The organism is Pseudomonas sp. LBUM1657 (genome assembly GCF_059716075.1).
Genome location: NZ_CP166799.1, coordinates 225,082 through 242,026 on the forward strand (window position 1 = coordinate 225,082; position 16,945 = coordinate 242,026).

Consider the following 16,945-nt stretch of genomic DNA (forward strand, 5'->3'; position numbering starts at 1 on the left):
CACGAGAGTTGCCTTGACTGTTCAATAATCGCCAACAATCGAACGCCAGGAGTGACCCGTGGATCAAGTCAAAGCGATGAAGGTGTTTGTGCGGATTTACGAGCGCAGCAGCTTCACCCTGGCGGCCGACGACCTGAACTTGCCGCGAGCAACGTTGACCCACACGCTGAATCAATTCGAGGCCTGGCTTGGCACGCGTTTACTGGAGCGCAGTACCCGCAAAGTACGTCCTACGCTGGATGGCGAAGCGTATTACCTGCGTTGCGTGCAATTGCTGGCAGAACTGGAGGAAGCCGAATTGGCGTTCCGCAGCGTGGCGCCCAAGGGTCGATTGCGTGTGGATTTGCATGGCACGCTGGCCAGGCACTTCGTGATCCCGGCATTGCCGCACTTCATGGAGCGCTATCCGGACATCGAACTGTCCATCAGCGAGGCCGACCGCTATGTTGACTTGATCGCGGAAGGTGTCGACTGCGTGCTGCGCGCCGGTACCCTGAGCGACTCGGCATTGATCGGAAAACGTGTCGCCAACCTGCGCCAGATCACCTGCGCCAGCCCCGCCTACCTGCGCAAATTCGGCGAACCGAAGAACCTTCAGGAGCTGAAACATCACCACGCGGTGAACTACGTTTCGCGAACGACCGCCAAGATGTTCCCGTTTGAATTCATGGTCGATGGCGAGCTCCAGGAGGTCGCCATCGATGGCACTGTGTCAGTGTTCGGCGCGGAGATTTACGCGGCATCGGCCATTGCCGGGCTGGGGCTGATCCAGTGCCCGCACTACCGAATGGAAACCCAGATTGCCCAAGGGCTGGTGAAGGAAATCCTCATCGACACCCCACCGCCGCCGATGCCGGTCTCCGTGCTGTATCCCCAAAACCGACACATGTCGCCACGGGTTCGGGTGTTTGTGGATTGGTTGGGGGAAGTGTTCGGGGGAGCCCGGTAGCCGCTGGTCTTGGGAAAGCTGAGCGTTCTTGCATTGCGCTAGTATTTATCAGAGTGTGTATTGTGTGTATGAAAAACCTGTTCGTCGCGTAATGTGCGTAGCAGATGCTGCCCACAAGGACGAAGGTGATGCGAAGTCGGGAAATGATCAGGATGATCGAGGAGGATGGTTGGTATTTGGTGACCGTGAAAGGTAGCCATCATCAGTACAAGCATCTGTGCAAACCAGGGCGGGTGACTATCAAGCACCCTGACTCGGATCTTCCAAAAGGAACGATCAACAGCATATTGAAACAGGCGGGTCTGAAATGAGGCCTGTCATCGGATACGAGCGTCCCGATAGGGACACATCACAGGAAGGATTGATCCAAATGAAATTCCCGGTCGTTCTGCATAAGGATGCCGACTCAGACTACGGAGTGATCGTCCCGGACGTACCAGGCTGTTTCTCCGCAGGCAGCACCGTGTCGCAGGCATTCGAGAATGTGAAGGATGCGTTGTCTTTGCACTATGAGGGATTGGTTGCCGATGGCGAACCACTGCCGCAGGTGCGTGAGATCGATGCTCATCTTGATGATCCCGATTACGCGGACGGTATCTGGGGGGTGGTTGAGTTCGATATCACGCCTTACTTCGGCAAGTCGGTGCGCTTCAATGCCTCGCTGCCAGAACAGTTGCTTGAGCGCATTGATCAGACTGTCCGGCGGGATCAGCGATACAGCTCAAGGTCCGGTTTCCTGGCCGCTGCTGCTTTGCGTGAGTTGTCGACGTAAGCGGGAAAAGGGGGGGCAGTTGTCGCCAGATTAATAATCTGTGAAACGTTTCAGCATTTTCTCGAGTCCGAGGTTTATCGGCGTTTGTCTGGGCGTATGCTGGGCAACTTGCGAAGCAGTCGATACCAACTTCAAGACAGACAAGAGAGGATTCGATGACCTACACCGCTGCCGAAAACCGCTATGACTCCATCCCTTACCGCCGCGTCGGTCGCAGCGGGCTGGTGCTGCCGGCGCTGTCCCTGGGCCTGTGGCACAACTTCGGCGACAGCTCGCCGATCGACACCCAGCGCGCGTTGTTGCGTACGGCGTTCGACCTGGGCATCAACCATTTCGACCTGGCCAACAACTACGGCCCGCCGTACGGCAGCGCCGAGATCAATTTCGGTCGTTTGCTGCGCGAAGACTTCAAGCAGTACCGTGACGAGCTGATCATCTCCAGCAAGGCCGGTTGGGACATGTGGCCCGGTCCTTACGGGCAGGGTGGCGGTTCGCGCAAATACGTGCTGGCCAGCCTTGACCAGAGCCTGCAGCGCATGGGCCTGGACTACGTGGATATCTTCTACTCCCACCGCTTCGACCCGGACACCCCACTCGAAGAAACCGCCAGCGCACTGGCCACCGCCGTGCAGCAGGGCAAGGCGCTGTACATCGGTATCTCGTCCTATTCCGGGGTGAAAACCCGTGAAATAGCGACGTTGCTCAAGGAGTGGAAAGTCCCGTTGTTGATCCACCAACCGGCTTACAACCTGCTCAACCGCTGGGTGGAAAAAGACCTGCTGGACACCACCGATGAGCTCGGTACGGGCGTGATTGCCTTTACGCCGCTGGCGCAGGGTCTGCTGACCGACAAGTACCTCAACGGCGTGCCGGCGGATGCGCGGGTCAACCGTCCGGGCGGTGGGTCATTGCAGGCGTCGCACTTGTCTGAAGCCAACATCGCTCATGTGCGTGCGTTGAACGAGATTGCCCAACGTCGCGGTCAGAGCCTCGCGCAACTGGCGTTGGCCTGGACACTGCGCGATCCGCGAGTGACCTCAGCGCTGATCGGTGCGAGCCGGCCGGAGCAGATTGTCGAGAACGTCGGGGCGTTGAAGAACCTGAACTTTAGCGCCGAAGAACTGGCGGAGATTGATCGGTTTGCCCAGGAAGGCGGGATCAATTTGTGGGAGAAGCCGTCGGCGGCGGAGTAAGGATTCGGCGCCAATACTTCTGGCGCCTGTCGGATTGCCTTCGCGAGCAAGCCCGCTCCCACGTTCGACCGAGTCGTTGCTGAGAACACGGTCAATTGTGGGAGCGGGCTTGCCCGCGAAGGGGCCATCAAAATCAATAAAGCACTCAGGGGCTCACCGAAAAAACGGCACATCCCCCAACACCGTAGCCCGCTGCATCACCCGTCGCGCCGGGCGGTAATCATCCACGGCGTAATGCTGTGTCACACGGTTGTCCCAGAACGCCACATCGTCCTTTTGCCAACGCCAGCGAATCGTGAATTCCGGCCGCGTGGCATGGGCAAACAACAACTTCAGAATCGCCTCGCTTTCGGTTTCCGACAGCTCGTTGATCTTCGAGGTGAAGCCTTCGTTGACGAACAACGACCGGCGCCCGCTCACCGGGTGTGTGCGGATCACCGGGTGCGACAGCGGCGGATTTTTCCTGCGAGCCTCTTCCCACTGGGCCAACGCTTCAGGCGTGTTGCCATAGCGTTCCAGCGGGAACGAACGGGTGAAATCGTGGGTGGCGGTCAGCCCTTCGAGCAAGGTTTTCATCGGCGTGGATAACGCCTCATACGCCGCGATACCACTGGCCCACAACGTGTCGCCACCAAACTCCGGCAGCAACTTGGCACTCAGCACCGCGCCCATGGCCGGGGTCGGCAGGAAGGTCACGTCGGTGTGCCAGATCGCGTTATCGCGCACGTCGGTGACGGCGGTGTCGAGGATCAGCACTTCGGGTTGTTCCGGCACGTTCGGGTAGATCGGATGAATGTGCAGGTCGCCGAAATTCGCGGCGAAACGCGCCTGTTGCTGTGGCGAGATCGGCTGGTCGCGAAAGAACAATACTTGATGCTTGAGCAGCGCTTGCTCGATGGCGTCGCGCTGTTCCAGGTTCAGCGGCTGGCTGATGTCGACGCCGCTGATTTGCGCGCCGAGGGCCGAGCTTAGGGGGACGATGGTCAGGTTGCTCATGGTCTTTCTCTTCAATCCGGGGCGCCGATCTATTTGTGGGAGCGGGCTTGCTCGCGAAGACGGTGCGTCAGGCAACATTGCTTCGACTGACACACCGCCTTCGCGAGCAAGTCCGCTCCCACATTAATTTTCAGTGAGCCTGGCCGTGCCACGGCACGAGTTTGCGTTGCAGAGCGCGCAGGCCCATTTCCATGGCGAAGGCTATCAACGCGATCACCAGAATCCCGAGCACCACCACATCGGTGACCAGAAATTGCGCAGCCGACTGCACCATGAAACCCAACCCGCTGGTGGCGGCAATCAACTCGGCTGCCACCAACGTCGACCAACCCACGCCCAGACCAATGCGCACACCGGTCAAGATATCCGGCAAGGCACTCGGCAGAATCACATGGCGAATCAACTGCGCCCGGGTCGCGCCCAGCGATTGCGCGGCACGCAGTTTGGCCGGGTCGACGGTGCGCACGCCGGTCGCAGTGGCGATGGCAATCGGGGCAAAAATCGCCAGGTAGATCAGCAAGACTTTCGACAACTCACCGATGCCGCACCAGATCACGATCAGTGGCAGATAAGCCAGTGGCGGAATCGGGCGGTAGAACTCGATCAGCGGATCGAGAATGCCGCGAGCGATGCGGTTGTGGCCGATGGCGATGCCGACCGGCACGGCGGTCAGCACGGCGAAGCCCAGGCCCAGGCCGATACGGCTGAGGCTCGCGCCCAAGTGCTGCCACAAGGTCGAATCCATGTAGCCGGTGGTCACCAGCAGCCAGCCTTTTTGCAGCACGGCGGACGGTGGCGGCAGGAACAGTGGCTCGATCATTCCGGTGGCGGTGACGGCCCACCAGATGACCACGAGCGCAACCAGCGTCAGTACGCTGATCCAGCGTGTACTCAAACTGCGACGTAGCGGAATGACCGTCGAACCCGGTTTCACCGCTGCGGCGGGAATTTCATAGCTGCTCATGCGCGCTCCTGGCGCTGGATGGCGCTGCGTTGGGAGAACACTTTGGCGAGCACGTGTTCGCGGGTTTCGATAAAGCGCGGGTCGGACTTGATCGCTCGGGCCGATTCACCGGCGGCATAACGCTGGCCGAAGTCCAGGCTCAGACGTTCGACGATTTGCCCAGGATTGGGCGCCAGCAGGATCAGATCCGTTGCGAGGAATACCGCTTCTTCGATGTCATGCGTAATCAGGAACACCGGTTTGGCGGTGCGCTGCCAGACTTGCAGCAGCAGTTCCTGCATCTGTTCGCGGGTGAAGGCATCGAGGGCGCCGAAGGGTTCGTCCATCAGCAGAACCCGCGGATCAGCAGCAAGCGCACGCGCCAGGCCGACGCGTTGCTTCTGTCCACCGGAGAGCTGCCAGATTCGGCGGTTTTCAAAACCGGAAAGGTCCACCAAAGCGAGCATTTCTCGCGCGCGGATCTCCCGTTTATCTCGGGAAATACCGGCCAGTTCCAGACCGAAGCCAACGTTGGCCAACACATCCTGCCAGGGCAGCAAGGCGTCGTCCTGGAACACCACGCCGCGTTCGGCGCTCGGGCCTTTGACCGGTACGCCATCGAGGGTGATGCGCCCGGCGCTGGGCTCGACAAAACCGGCAATCAGGTTCAACAGCGAGGTCTTGCCACTGCCGGACGGGCCGAGGGCGACCAGCAACTGCTGGGGCCCAAGACTCAGGGAAATATCTGCCAGTACCGGTTCCGGGCTACCTGGGTACTGTGCGCTGATGCGCTCCAGCTGTAGCAAAGCCATCGCAGTTAACTCCCGATCAGTTGGTGATGTACTTGGCGCTGACGTACGGTGCGTAGTCCGGCAGCACCGCCTCAACCTTGCCTTGTTCCTTGAGGAACGCAGCGGTGTCGGTGATGGCCTTGGTGGTCGGTGCACCGAGCGTGATCACCTGATCAGCCGCCAGTGGGAAGACGTTGCCTTGCAGCAGCAACGGAATGTCGCTGGCCTTGGCACCTGAGAGTTTCACCAGCTTGTCGACGTTGCTTTGGTTGGCGAGCCAGGCTTTCGGGTCTTTACGGTAATCGGCGTAGGCATCCAGGGTGACTTTGGCGAATGCGGTGACGATTTCCGGGTGCTTCTCGGCGAAGTCTTTACGCACGATCCAGGCGTCGAAAGTCGGTGCGCCGAACTTGGCCAGTTCGCCAGAGGTGATCAGCACTTTGCCGTTTTCCTTGGCGACGCCGAGGGCTGGGTCCCACACGTAAGTGGCGTCGATGTCACCGCGTTTCCAAGCGGCGATGATGGCTGGCGGGGCGAGGTTGAGGACGGTGACTTTCGAAGGGTCGATGTTCCAGTGCTTCAGCGCGGCGAGCAGGCTGTAGTGACCGGTGGAAACGAACGGCACGGCGATTTTCTTACCGATCAGGTCCTGCGGGGTTTTGATCCCGGAGCCGTCACGGGCGACCAGTGCTTCGGCAGCACCGATCTGGGTGGCGATGAGGAAGGTTTCTACCGGGACTTTACGGGTGATTGCAGCCGTCAGGGGGCTGGAACCGAGGTAACCGATCTGCACGTCGCCGGATGCGATGGCGGCAATGATGTCGGCACCGTTGTCGAATTTGCGCCAGTCGATCTTGGCATTGGTGGCCTTTTCGTACGCGCCGTCAGCCTGGGCGACTTTCGCCGGGTCAACGGTGGTCTGGTAGGCGACGGTGACGTCAGCCGCCTGGGCAAAGAAACTCACCGCAGCCAGAGACGCGGCCGCCAGGAGGCGAAGGGGGAAAGTCAGTTTCATTGAGAAGCTCCTTGTCAGGCGACCGAAAGTCGGCGTGAAAGGAGACTAAATGATCTAAGAATCCGAAAATAAATAACTTTTTCGAATGAGCTTATGAGCGGAAAATTCTAAGGGAGAGTAGTTGATCGCTACAAATGTGGGAGCGGGCTTGCTCGCGAAGGCGGAGCGCCAGTCGACATTAATATTGACTGGCACTCCGCCTTCGCGAGCAAGCCCGCTCCCACAGGGATCTGCGTTTCAGGTTAGTTGCTAATCGCCAGAATGCTCGCCTGATACGACCCGACAAACACATCGAAGTCACCGACTTCGTTCTGTTCCAGCGCCACTTGCTCAGCCAGCGACGAACGCGCCCGCTCTTCAAATTTCGCCTGTTCTTCGCTTGAAAGTGGCTCGCTGCGGAAAAACTCCGCATGGGCCTGGCTTTGACGCAGGGAGAACTGGGCAAAGCTTTCCTTGTGTTCAGCCATCGCCGCAAGCACCTGGGCCGAGGGCGTCAGGGACGGATCCTTGACCTTGGCCAGTTGTGCATCCAGCGCCTTGCTGTGCGCCTCGCCGCCATGGCTCTGATCCAGCAGCGCCGCCAATGGTGCAATTTTCTCCAGCAACTCGCCGGCCCACTCTTTCAGATCAACCGACTGACCGTCGCGCTGCAGTTGCAGGCCCGGACGGCGACCTTCCTTGACCACGCTGAGGAAGTTCGAGGTCGCGTTACCGCACGAGGTATTGGTCAGCAGCGGGCTGTCGTTCAGCGCGCAGTACAGCAGGAACGCGTCGAGGAAGCGTGATTCGGTAAGGTCGATGCCCATTGGCAGGAACGGGTTGATGTCCAGGCAACGCACTTCGACGTACTGAATGCCACGGGCCACCAGCGCCTGGATCGGCCGTTCGCCGGTGTAGGTCACACGTTTCGGACGGATGTTGGAGTAGTACTCGTTTTCGATCTGCAGGATGTTGGTGTTGAGCTGAACCCACTCACCGTCCTTGTGCGTGCCAATCTCGACGTACGGCGCATACGGGGTGGCTACCGCTTTGCGCAGGCTGTCGGTGTAGCTCGCCAGATCGTTGTAGCACGGGGTCAGGCCGGCCTGGGCGTTGCTCTGGTAACCCAGATCGCTCATGCGCAGGCTGGTGGCGTATGGCAGATACAACGTGTCCGGGTCCAGTTGTTCCAGTTGGTGCGAACGACCCCGCAGGAAACCGGCATCCAGCGCCGGCGATGCACCGAACAGGTACATCAGCAGCCAGCTGTAGCGACGGAAATTACGGATCAGCGCGATGTAGGCCGACGACTGATAATCGCGGTCAGTGCCGACAAACCCTTCAGCTTCTTTGAGCAGCGGCCAGAGCTTCTCTGGCAGGGAGAAGTTGTAGTGAATCCCGGCGATGCACTGCATGGTCTTGCCATAGCGCAGGGCCAGGCCCTTGCGGTAGACGTACTTGAGCTGGCCAATGTTGGAGGTGCCGTAATAGGCGATCGGGATGTCTTCCTCGGCCGGCAACGGGCACGGCATCGATGGACTCCACAGGTACTCGTTGCCGAGCTTGCTGTAGGCAAAACGGTGAATTTTGTCCAGGCTAGCCAATGTGTCGGCAGGGTCTGGCAGCGCCGGGGTAATGAACTCCAGCAGCGATTCGGAATAATCGGTGGTGATTTGTTCGTTGGTCAGCGCGGAACCCAATTCTTCCGGGTGCGGCGTTTGCGCCAGGCGACCTTCGCCGGTCACGCGCAGGCATTCACGTTCGATGCCGTGAAGACACTGTTCGAGCAGAGAGAGGTTAGCGCGCTCGCCGAGCAGAGCCAGGCGGCGGTTGAGAAGTTCGCTCAAGTTGGATTCCTTCACGCGTCAGTCGCCCCAATATGGGGGTGGGCAAGACGGTCTACAAGGGTGAAGTTGAAACTGGCGTTTTCGCCTGGTTTTTGAGCCGCACAGGCCTTATGCCGGTCAGTCAAGAATCGCACGATCCCTGTGGGAGCGGGCTTGCTCGCGAAGAGGGCGCGTCATTCAACATTGCTGTCGCCTGACACACCGCCTTTGCGAGCAAGCCCGCTCCCACAGAAAACTCCGACGCTGCGGTCACAGCGCCGAAATTAACTCAAAACGAGGTTGATGAGCTATAGGACAGCGAACGTGCCTTGTGCTTTTGCGACCAGTTTGTCGCCCTGCATCACGTCGGCCTCGACCACCAGTGTGCGGCGGCCCGGGTGGATCACCCGCGCCGTGCACATCACCTCGCCGTCGGCGACGGCGCGGATGTAGTTGATCTTGCACTCGATGGTCGCGCTCTGCTGGTCAAAGCCGTGGGTGCTGGAACATGCCAGCCCCATGGCAATGTCCACCAGGCTGAACAAGGCCCCGCCGTGCAGCTTGCCACTGCGATTGCGCAGCTCTGGCTCAAGCGCCAAGGCGACTTGCGCCACCCCGGTTTCCAGGCTGTGCAAGCGACACCCCAGCAGCTTGAAAAACGCGCTTTCGGTCAGCCCGGCAGGAATGTCCATCAACGTTTCTTCAGCTGCTTGGCGTTGGCGAACAGCGAAGCCATGGCGTTGTTGGCCGGGGCCGCCGCCGTGGTTTCCTTGCGCGGTGCCGTGTTCTGGGACTGGCGCGGAGCCGAACCCGGACGTGCGCCACGAGCGCCATCGATCTTCTCGCCCGGGGTGTCGCTCATGCGCATCGACAGACCAACGCGTTTGCGCGGGATGTCGACTTCCATGACCTTCACTTTCACCACGTCACCGGCCTTCACCGCTTCGCGCGGATCTTTGATGAACTTCTCCGAAAGCGCAGAGATATGCACCAAACCGTCCTGATGCACGCCGATGTCGACGAACGCGCCGAAGTTGGTCACGTTGGTCACCACGCCTTCGAGAATCATGCCCAGTTGCAGGTCCTTGAGGTCTTCGACGCCTTCCTGGAACTCGGCGGTCTTGAACTCGGGACGCGGGTCGCGGCCAGGTTTTTCCAGCTCTTGCAGGATGTCAGTGACCGTTGGTAGACCGAAGGTTTCGTCGGTGTACTTCTTCGGATCGAGGCGCTTGAGGAACGTGGCGTCGCCGATCAGCGAACGGATGTCGCGGTCGGTCTCGGCGGCGATGCGCTGCACCAACGGATAGGCTTCCGGGTGAACCGCAGACGAATCCAGCGGGTTGTCGCCGTTCATGACGCGCAGGAAGCCAGCGGCCTGTTCGAAGGTTTTCTCGCCCAGACGCGCGACTTTCTTCAATGCCGCGCGGGTTTTGAACGCGCCGTGTTCGTCGCGGTGGCTGACGATGTTCTGCGCCAGGGTCGCGTTCAGGCCGGAAATGCGCGCCAACAGCGCCACGGAAGCAGTGTTCACGTCCACGCCCACGGCGTTTACGCAGTCTTCGACCACTGCATCCAGGCCGCGCGCCAGTTTCAGCTGCGACACATCATGCTGGTACTGACCGACACCGATGGATTTCGGATCGATCTTCACCAGTTCGGCCAGTGGATCTTGCAGGCGACGGGCAATCGATACCGCGCCACGGATCGACACGTCGAGGTCCGGGAATTCCTTGGATGCCAGCTCGGACGCCGAGTAAACCGAAGCACCGGCCTCGGAAACCATGACCTTGGTCATTTTCATCGCCGGGTATTTTTTGATCAGCTCAGCGGCCAGCTTGTCGGTTTCCCGACTGGCGGTGCCGTTGCCGATGGCGATCAAGTCCACCGAGTGCTTGGCGCACAGGGCAGCAAGAATCGCGATGGTCTGGTCCCACTTGTTGTGCGGCACGTGGGGGTAAACCGTGGCGTGATCCAGCAGCTTGCCGGTGGAATCGACCACGGCCACCTTGCAACCGGTGCGCAGGCCCGGGTCGAGGCCCAGCGTGGCGCGCGGGCCGGCTGGGGCCGACAACAGCAAGTCGTGCAGGTTGTGGGCGAATACGTTGATCGCTTCGGTTTCCGCGCCATCACGCAGTTCACCGAGCAGGTCAGTTTCCAGGTGGGTGTAGAGCTTGACCTTCCAGGTCCAGCGCACCACTTCACCCAGCCATTTGTCGGCGGCGCGGTTCTGGTTCTGGATGCCGAATTGCTGGCCGATCATGCCTTCGCATGGGTGCATGGTGCCCGGCAGTTCGTCACCGACTTTGAGCGCGGAGCTGAGAATGCCTTCGTTGCGGCCACGGAAAATCGCCAGGGCGCGGTGCGACGGCATGCTTTTCAGCGGTTCGTCGTGTTCGAAGTAATCGCGGAACTTGGCGCCTTCCTCTTCCTTGCCGGCGATCACGCGGGCACTGAGGGTGGCTTCTTGCTTGAGGTAGCTGCGCAGTTTGTCCAGCAGGCCGGCATCTTCAGCGAAGCGCTCCATGAGGATGTACTTGGCGCCTTCGAGGGCCGCCTTCACGTCGGCCACGCCTTTTTCGGCGTCGATGAAGCGCGCGGCTTCGGCATCTGGCGTCAGGGTCGGGTCGTTGAACAGGCCGTCGGCCAGCTCGCCGAGGCCGGCTTCCAGGGCGATCTGGCCCTTGGTGCGGCGCTTCTGCTTGTACGGCAGGTACAAGTCTTCGAGGCGGGTCTTGGTGTCGGCGAGTTTGATATCGCGTTCAAGTTGCGGGGTCAGCTTGCCTTGCTCCTGGATGCTGGCAAGGATGCTGATGCGCCGTTCGTCGAGTTCTCGCAGGTAGCGCAGACGCTCTTCCAGATGACGCAACTGGATGTCATCGAGGCTGCCGGTCACTTCTTTCCGGTAACGGGCGATGAAGGGCACCGTGGAGCCTTCATCGAGTAGCGCGACGGCCGCTTCGACCTGTTGTGGGCGTACGCCGAGTTCCTCGGCGATGCGGCTGTTGATGCTGTCCATAAAACCACCTGACAAATTGTGAAAGCAGGCTCGCGGGCGCAGGGATAAAGGCTCGGCGAGTCTGGTTGAGCGGCCTGGCCTGCGCCGCTACCTGGATCAACAGGCATCCCGTTGACCCGTGAAATCGAACAATTACTGCCGGCGCCATGAAAATAAAAAGCGGCCACCCTCAGTAATGATCAGACGTTGCCTGACACAAAAGGCCGCGCATTATAACCAGCGTTCGGCCATTCGGGGGCATCGCAGGCTACAGGTGAAATGGCCGGATTTCTGGCGGGAAAGGAAAAATCTGCTAACAATGCACACGGTGCGTATAACGGCAGCTACGCCATAATGCGCGCCGAGATCAAAGGAGCTTCCAATGAGCAGCACTGCACAAACTGCTGAAGGCGAAAAAATTCTTATCGTTGACGACGATCCAGGGCTCAGCAGCCTGCTGGAACGGTTTTTCGTCAGCAAGGGCTACCGTGCCCGCGCCGTACCGAACACTGAACAAATGGATCGCCTGCTGGCGCGTGAAGTGTTCAACCTGGTCGTCCTCGACCTGATGCTGCCCGGCGAAGACGGCCTGACCGCCTGCCGCCGTCTGCGTACAGCGAACAATCAGATTCCGATCATCATGCTTACCGCCAAGGGCGATGAGTTGAGCCGCATCAAGGGCCTGGAACTGGGCGCCGACGATTACCTGGCCAAGCCGTTCAACCCGGACGAGCTGATGGCCCGCGTCAAAGCCGTCCTGCGTCGCCAATCGGCCCCTGTGCCGGGCGCGCCGGGCAGCGAAGACGAAAGCGTGACCTTCGGTGACTACGAATTGTCCCTGGCCACCCGCGAACTCAAGCGCGGTGACGAAGTGCACATGCTGACTACCGGTGAATTCGCGGTGCTCAAGGCCTTGGTGATGAACGCCCGTCAGCCACTGACCCGCGACAAACTGATGAACCTGGCCCGTGGCCGTGAGTGGGATGCCCTGGAGCGTTCTATCGACGTGCAGATCTCCCGTCTGCGCCGGATGATCGAACCCGATCCATCCAAGCCGCGTTACATCCAGACAGTCTGGGGCGTGGGCTACGTGTTCGTTCCGGATGGCGCCGCCACCAAGTGATCGGTGATTTGTAGGAGCGGGTCTTGCGGGCAACGGGTCAAATGACTTTTGCTCGCAGACTCGCGATCCGCAATATGCGAGCATCGCTCGCTCCTGCAAGTGTGTAGCGGTTACCCATGAAAACCCCCGTTTGGTTCCCCCAGAGCTTCTTCTCCCGCACCCTGTGGCTGGTGCTGATCGTCGTCCTGTTCTCCAAGGCGCTGACCCTGGTTTATCTGTTGATGAACGAAGACGTGCTGGTGGACCGCCAATACAGCCACGGCGTCGCCCTGACGCTGCGCGCCTATTGGGCCGCCGATGAAAACAACCGCGACAAGATCGCCGATGCCGCCACCCTGATCCGGGTGGTGGGTGCAGGTGTGCCGGAAGGCGAACAGCACTGGCCTTACAGCGAGATCTATCAGCGGCAGATGCAGGCGGAGCTGGGTGCCGACACCGAAGTCCGATTACGCATGCACTCCCCGCCGGCGCTGTGGGTTCGGGCGCCGAGCCTGGGCGATGGGTGGCTGAAAGTACCGCTGTACCCGCATCCGTTGCGCGGCCAGAAAATCTGGAACGTGCTCGGCTGGTTCCTCGCCATCGGCTTGCTGTCCACTGCCTCGGCGTGGATCTTCGTCAGTCAGCTCAACCAGCCACTCAAACGTCTGGTGTTTGCCGCGCGGCAACTCGGCCAGGGCCGTAGCGTGCGCCTGCCGATCAGCGACACGCCCAGTGAGATGACCGAGGTTTACCGGGCCTTCAACCAGATGGCCGAAGACGTTGAACAGGCCGGGCGTGAGCGCGAACTGATGCTGGCAGGGGTGTCCCATGACCTGCGTACACCGTTGACCCGTTTGCGCCTGTCCCTGGAGCTGATGGGCGACCACAGCGACCTGACGGACGATATGGTTCGCGATATCGAAGACATGGACGCGATTCTGGACCAGTTCCTGGCGTTCATTCGCGATGGTCGCGATGAAACGGTGGAAGAAGTGGACTTGACCGACCTGGTCCGTGAAGTCGCCGCGCCGTACAACCAGAACGAAGAGAAAGTGCGCCTGCGCCTGGAGCCAATCCAGCCGTTCCCGTTGCGTCGGGTATCGATGAAGCGGCTGCTGAACAACCTGATCGGCAACGCGCTGCATCACGCTGGCAGCGGTGTCGAAGTGGCGGCTTATGTGTCAGGGGATACCAGCGCGCCGTACGTGGTACTGAGCGTAATGGACCGTGGCGCCGGGATCGATCCGTCGGAACTGGAAGCGATCTTCAATCCGTTTACCCGAGGCGACCGCGCTCGCGGCGGCAAAGGGACGGGGTTGGGCCTGGCGATCGTGAAGCGGATCGCTTCGATGCATGGCGGGAATGTCGAGTTGCGCAATCGCTCCGGTGGTGGGCTGGAAGCTCGTGTGCGATTGCCGCTGGGGTTGTTGTTGCCGAGGGATGCGGTTTAAAGGCTGGATTTTTCGGTGGGGCTGATGGCCTCTTCGCGGGCAAGCCCGCTCCCACAGGGTCATTGGTTGGCCGCAAAATTCTAGTCAACACATAACCACTTGGGAGCGGGCTTGCCCGCGAAGGCGGCATCCCTGCCGCCAAAAATTCCAGGGATTAACCCTTACCCTTGGTCCGCGTCATATTCGGCCCGCCATTCTTCTCAAGATGCTCAATGATGATCCCCGCCACGTTCTTACTGGTGGTGGTCTCAATCCCTTCAAGACCCGGCGAAGAATTCACTTCCATCACCAGTGGCCCATGATTGGAACGCAGGATATCGACACCCGCCACCGCCAACCCCATGACTTTCGCCGCACGCAACGCGGTCATGCGCTCTTCTGGGGTGATCTTGATCAGGCTGGCGCTGCCACCGCGATGCAGGTTGGAACGAAACTCCCCAGGCTTGGCCTGGCGTTTCATCGCCGCAATCACCTTGTCGCCGACCACGAAGCAGCGAATGTCCGCACCACCGGCTTCCTTGATGTATTCCTGAACCATGATGTTTTGCTTGAGGCCCATGAACGCCTCGATCACCGACTCTGCCGCCGTTGCGGTTTCGCACAGGACCACGCCGATGCCCTGGGTGCCTTCCAGCACCTTGATCACCAGCGGCGCGCCGTTGACCATTGCGATCAAATCGGGAATGTCATCCGGAGAGTGCGCAAAACCGGTGACCGGCAAACCGATCCCGCGGCGTGACAACAATTGTAAGGAGCGCAGTTTGTCCCGCGAACGAGCAATGGCGACCGATTCGTTGAGCGGAAAAACGCCCATCATTTCGAACTGACGCAACACCGCGCAGCCATAAAACGTCACCGACGCACCGATCCGCGGGATCACCGCATCGAAACCTTCCAGCGGCTTGCCGCGGTAGTGGATCTGCGGTTTGTGGCTGGCAATGTTCATGTAGGCGCGCAGGGTGTCGATCACCACCATTTCATGGCCGCGCTCGGTACCGGCTTCGACCAGACGACGGGTGGAATACAGACGCGGGTTTCGCGACAGCACAGCGATCTTCATGCAACACCTGTGGAGAAGGTAGATACCGGGAACACCGGCTTGTCTTGTACATACTTGATACCCGGATTGACCACCAACTGGCCGTCGATCAGGGCTTTTGAGCCGAGTAACAGGCGATAACGCATGGACTTGCGGCAGGCGAGGGTGAACTCGACCCGCCAGACCCGATCACCAAGGGCCAGGGTGGTGCTGACCACGTAACGCATCTGCGCGTGGCCATTGGAGCTTTTAATGGTTTTTCTCGTCACCAGCGGTGCTTCGCAGCGCCGGTGACGCAGTTGCACGACCGTGCCCAGGTGCGCAGTGAAGCGCACCCAGTGTTCCCCGTCGCGTTCAAACGGCTCGATGTCGGTGGCATGCAGGCTGGAGGTGCTGGCGCCGGTGTCGATTTTTGCCCGCAGGCCCGCGACTCCCAAATCAGGGAGCGCCACCCACTCGCGCAGACCGACAACGGTCAAATGGTCAAATGTCTTCAATAGGAAAAACCGGCGATTATCGCGTCCAGGCCCCAGGCGTTACCTGGGCCAACGCTTTGAATGCAGGTTTGGCGAACCAGTAACCCTGCATCAGAAAAATTCCACAGTCCGCCAGGAAATCCCGTTCTCCAGCGCTTTCAATGCCTTCGGCGATGACTGTAACGTCCAACTCCGCACAGATTGTGACAATCCCTCGAACAATAGCCTGACGAACACGATCGCGGTCGACATCGCGGATCAGTGCCATGTCGAGTTTGATCAGGTCCGGTTGGAAATCGGCGAGCAGATTGAGCCCCGAGTAGCCCGCGCCGAAATCGTCGATGGCAGTCTTGAAGCCGAATTCGCGGTATTCACGCAGAATATTAGTCAAATGGCGATAGTTATCTACATGCTGGCTTTCCAGGGTTTCGAAAATCAGCCGGTCGATGGGGAAGTTGTGTTTTTTCGCGGCTTCCAGGGTGCTGCGAATACACAGTTCCGGGCGGTACACGGCGTTGGGCATGAAGTTGATGGACAAGTGTGTCTGCATATTTAAGTTCGCCGCACCTTCAATGGCGCGAGTCCGGCAGAGCTGGTCGAAGCGGTAGCGATTGCCCTCGGTGATCTGATCGAGCACCGACAGCGCGCCTTCTCCAGCCAAGCCGCGTACCAACGCTTCATGGGCGAAAATCGACTGATCTCGCAAATCGACGATCGGTTGGTAGGCGAAGGCAAAATCGAAGCCCAGAGGCTCGCTTTGCTGACAGCCCTGGCAACCGCCTTGGGCCGAGGTCAATGAAGCCGGGAATATAGTCACTCGATCACTCCATGCCGGTGAGCCGGCCAAGATCACATTCTATCTGGAGGGCCGAGTTCTTGCGCCCGACAGAAACGGTAGTACAGTTCCGACTATGGGCTAAAAGAGGAATTCCAGTGGCACAAAAACAGGAAGAGGACGACAAGGTCCGTCTCGATAAGTGGTTGTGGGCCGCGCGTTTTTATAAAACACGTGCTTTGGCTAAAGCTGCCATCGAGAGTGGCAAGGTGCATTGCCGGGGCGAGCGCTGCAAACCGGGCAAGGAGCCGAGGAACGGCGACGAGTTTCAGATTCGAGCAGGCTTCGACGAACGCACGGTGGTGGTCCAGGCGCTTTCGATCGTGCGTCGTGGTGCACCGGAGGCTCAGGCGTTATACGCCGAAACCGAGGCCAGCATCGCCAAGCGCGAAGCGGCGGCGGCCATGCGCAAGGCCGGGTCGCTGGGTGTGAGCACCGATGGCAAGCCAAGCAAGAAGCAGCGACGGGATTTGTTCAAGTTTCGCGGTAGCAGCAACGACGAGTAAGACAGTTGTTTCTGTGCTGCCTGTGAAGCAGCCTTCGCGAGCAAGCCCGCTCCCACATTAGACCGCGTTCAACTATG

The 16,945-nt window shown here is 59.9% G+C and carries 17 protein-coding genes; 7 read left to right on the plus strand and 10 right to left on the minus strand.

Annotation, left to right across the window (positions count from 1 at the left end; translation table 11 throughout):
- Positions 1-58 precede the first annotated feature (58 nt).
- The 4 genes from ACA055_RS01050 to mgrA all read left to right on the plus strand — a co-directional run bounded on the left by ACA055_RS01050 (position 59) and on the right by mgrA (position 2,914).
- On the plus strand, positions 59-949 hold the full coding sequence (locus tag ACA055_RS01050; RefSeq protein ID WP_497681979.1) for a LysR family transcriptional regulator: 891 nt from the start codon (positions 59-61) through the stop codon (positions 947-949).
- A gap of 128 nt (positions 950-1,077) precedes the next feature.
- A complete protein-coding gene (locus ACA055_RS01055) occupies positions 1,078-1,260 on the plus strand; it encodes a type II toxin-antitoxin system HicA family toxin (protein WP_497681980.1) in 183 nt (60 codons plus the stop codon).
- A complete protein-coding gene (locus tag ACA055_RS01060) occupies positions 1,257-1,721 on the plus strand; it encodes a type II toxin-antitoxin system HicB family antitoxin (RefSeq protein WP_497681981.1) in 465 nt (154 codons plus the stop codon). The genes ACA055_RS01055 and ACA055_RS01060 overlap by 4 nt, the downstream gene beginning before the upstream one ends.
- Before the next feature lie 155 nt (positions 1,722-1,876).
- On the plus strand, positions 1,877-2,914 hold the full coding sequence (gene mgrA, locus ACA055_RS01065; RefSeq protein ID WP_497681982.1) for an L-glyceraldehyde 3-phosphate reductase: 1,038 nt from the start codon (positions 1,877-1,879) through the stop codon (positions 2,912-2,914).
- Between the two features lie 153 nt (positions 2,915-3,067).
- Here mgrA and tauD read toward each other — a convergent pair whose 3' ends face one another.
- From tauD to ACA055_RS01100, 7 genes are all read right to left on the minus strand, one after another.
- Complete coding sequence (gene tauD, locus ACA055_RS01070; protein WP_497681983.1) at positions 3,068-3,910, minus strand: taurine dioxygenase; 843 nt, start codon at positions 3,908-3,910, stop codon at positions 3,068-3,070.
- 130 nt (positions 3,911-4,040) lie between these two features.
- A complete protein-coding gene (gene tauC / locus ACA055_RS01075; protein ID WP_497681984.1) occupies positions 4,041-4,874 on the minus strand; it encodes a taurine ABC transporter permease TauC in 834 nt (277 codons plus the stop codon).
- Positions 4,871-5,665 (minus strand): taurine ABC transporter ATP-binding subunit, encoded by a 795-nt coding sequence (tauB, locus tag ACA055_RS01080; protein WP_497681985.1) that lies wholly within the window; start codon positions 5,663-5,665, stop codon positions 4,871-4,873. Before tauB ends, tauC begins: the two co-directional genes overlap by 4 nt.
- A gap of 16 nt (positions 5,666-5,681) precedes the next feature.
- A complete protein-coding gene (gene tauA, locus ACA055_RS01085; RefSeq protein ID WP_008149275.1) occupies positions 5,682-6,659 on the minus strand; it encodes a taurine ABC transporter substrate-binding protein in 978 nt (325 codons plus the stop codon).
- A gap of 242 nt (positions 6,660-6,901) precedes the next feature.
- Positions 6,902-8,485 carry a glutamate--cysteine ligase gene (gshA, locus tag ACA055_RS01090; protein ID WP_497681986.1) on the minus strand — a complete coding sequence of 528 codons (1,584 nt, stop codon included), beginning with the start codon at positions 8,483-8,485 and terminating at the stop codon, positions 6,902-6,904.
- Between the two features lie 287 nt (positions 8,486-8,772).
- Positions 8,773-9,156, minus strand: coding sequence for a PaaI family thioesterase (locus tag ACA055_RS01095; RefSeq protein WP_497681987.1), 384 nt, complete (start codon positions 9,154-9,156; stop codon positions 8,773-8,775).
- The gene (locus ACA055_RS01100; RefSeq protein WP_497681988.1) at positions 9,156-11,480 is read right to left on the minus strand and encodes a Tex family protein; all 2,325 of its coding nucleotides are present in this window, start codon (positions 11,478-11,480) and stop codon (positions 9,156-9,158) included. The genes ACA055_RS01095 and ACA055_RS01100 overlap by 1 nt, the downstream gene beginning before the upstream one ends.
- A 361-nt stretch (positions 11,481-11,841) precedes the next feature.
- Between ACA055_RS01100 and ompR the strand changes: the two genes are divergently transcribed.
- Positions 11,842-12,582: an osmolarity response regulator transcription factor OmpR gene (gene ompR, locus ACA055_RS01105; protein WP_497681989.1), complete on the plus strand. Its 741-nt coding sequence runs from the start codon at positions 11,842-11,844 to the stop codon at positions 12,580-12,582.
- Between the two features lie 116 nt (positions 12,583-12,698).
- On the plus strand, positions 12,699-14,012 hold the full coding sequence (locus ACA055_RS01110; protein WP_497681990.1) for an ATP-binding protein: 1,314 nt from the start codon (positions 12,699-12,701) through the stop codon (positions 14,010-14,012).
- A gap of 154 nt (positions 14,013-14,166) precedes the next feature.
- Here the strand turns inward: ACA055_RS01110 and rimK are convergent, their stop codons facing one another.
- Genes rimK through rimA form a run of 3 tightly spaced genes read right to left on the minus strand, consistent with a single transcriptional unit; the run spans position 14,167 to position 16,344 of the window.
- The gene (gene rimK, locus ACA055_RS01115) at positions 14,167-15,072 is read right to left on the minus strand and encodes a 30S ribosomal protein S6--L-glutamate ligase (RefSeq protein WP_128873839.1); all 906 of its coding nucleotides are present in this window, start codon (positions 15,070-15,072) and stop codon (positions 14,167-14,169) included.
- The gene (gene rimB / locus ACA055_RS01120; RefSeq protein WP_497681991.1) at positions 15,069-15,548 is read right to left on the minus strand and encodes a retropepsin-like aspartic endopeptidase RimB; all 480 of its coding nucleotides are present in this window, start codon (positions 15,546-15,548) and stop codon (positions 15,069-15,071) included. The genes rimK and rimB overlap by 4 nt, the downstream gene beginning before the upstream one ends.
- A gap of 16 nt (positions 15,549-15,564) precedes the next feature.
- Positions 15,565-16,344, minus strand: coding sequence for a S6 modification regulatory phosphodiesterase RimA (rimA, locus tag ACA055_RS01125; protein WP_497681992.1), 780 nt, complete (start codon positions 16,342-16,344; stop codon positions 15,565-15,567).
- A 116-nt stretch (positions 16,345-16,460) separates the two neighbouring features.
- Here rimA and ACA055_RS01130 point away from each other — a divergent pair, with 116 nt between their 5' ends.
- Positions 16,461-16,868: an RNA-binding S4 domain-containing protein gene (locus tag ACA055_RS01130; RefSeq protein WP_497681993.1), complete on the plus strand. Its 408-nt coding sequence runs from the start codon at positions 16,461-16,463 to the stop codon at positions 16,866-16,868.
- Positions 16,869-16,945: the final 77 nt, after the last annotated feature.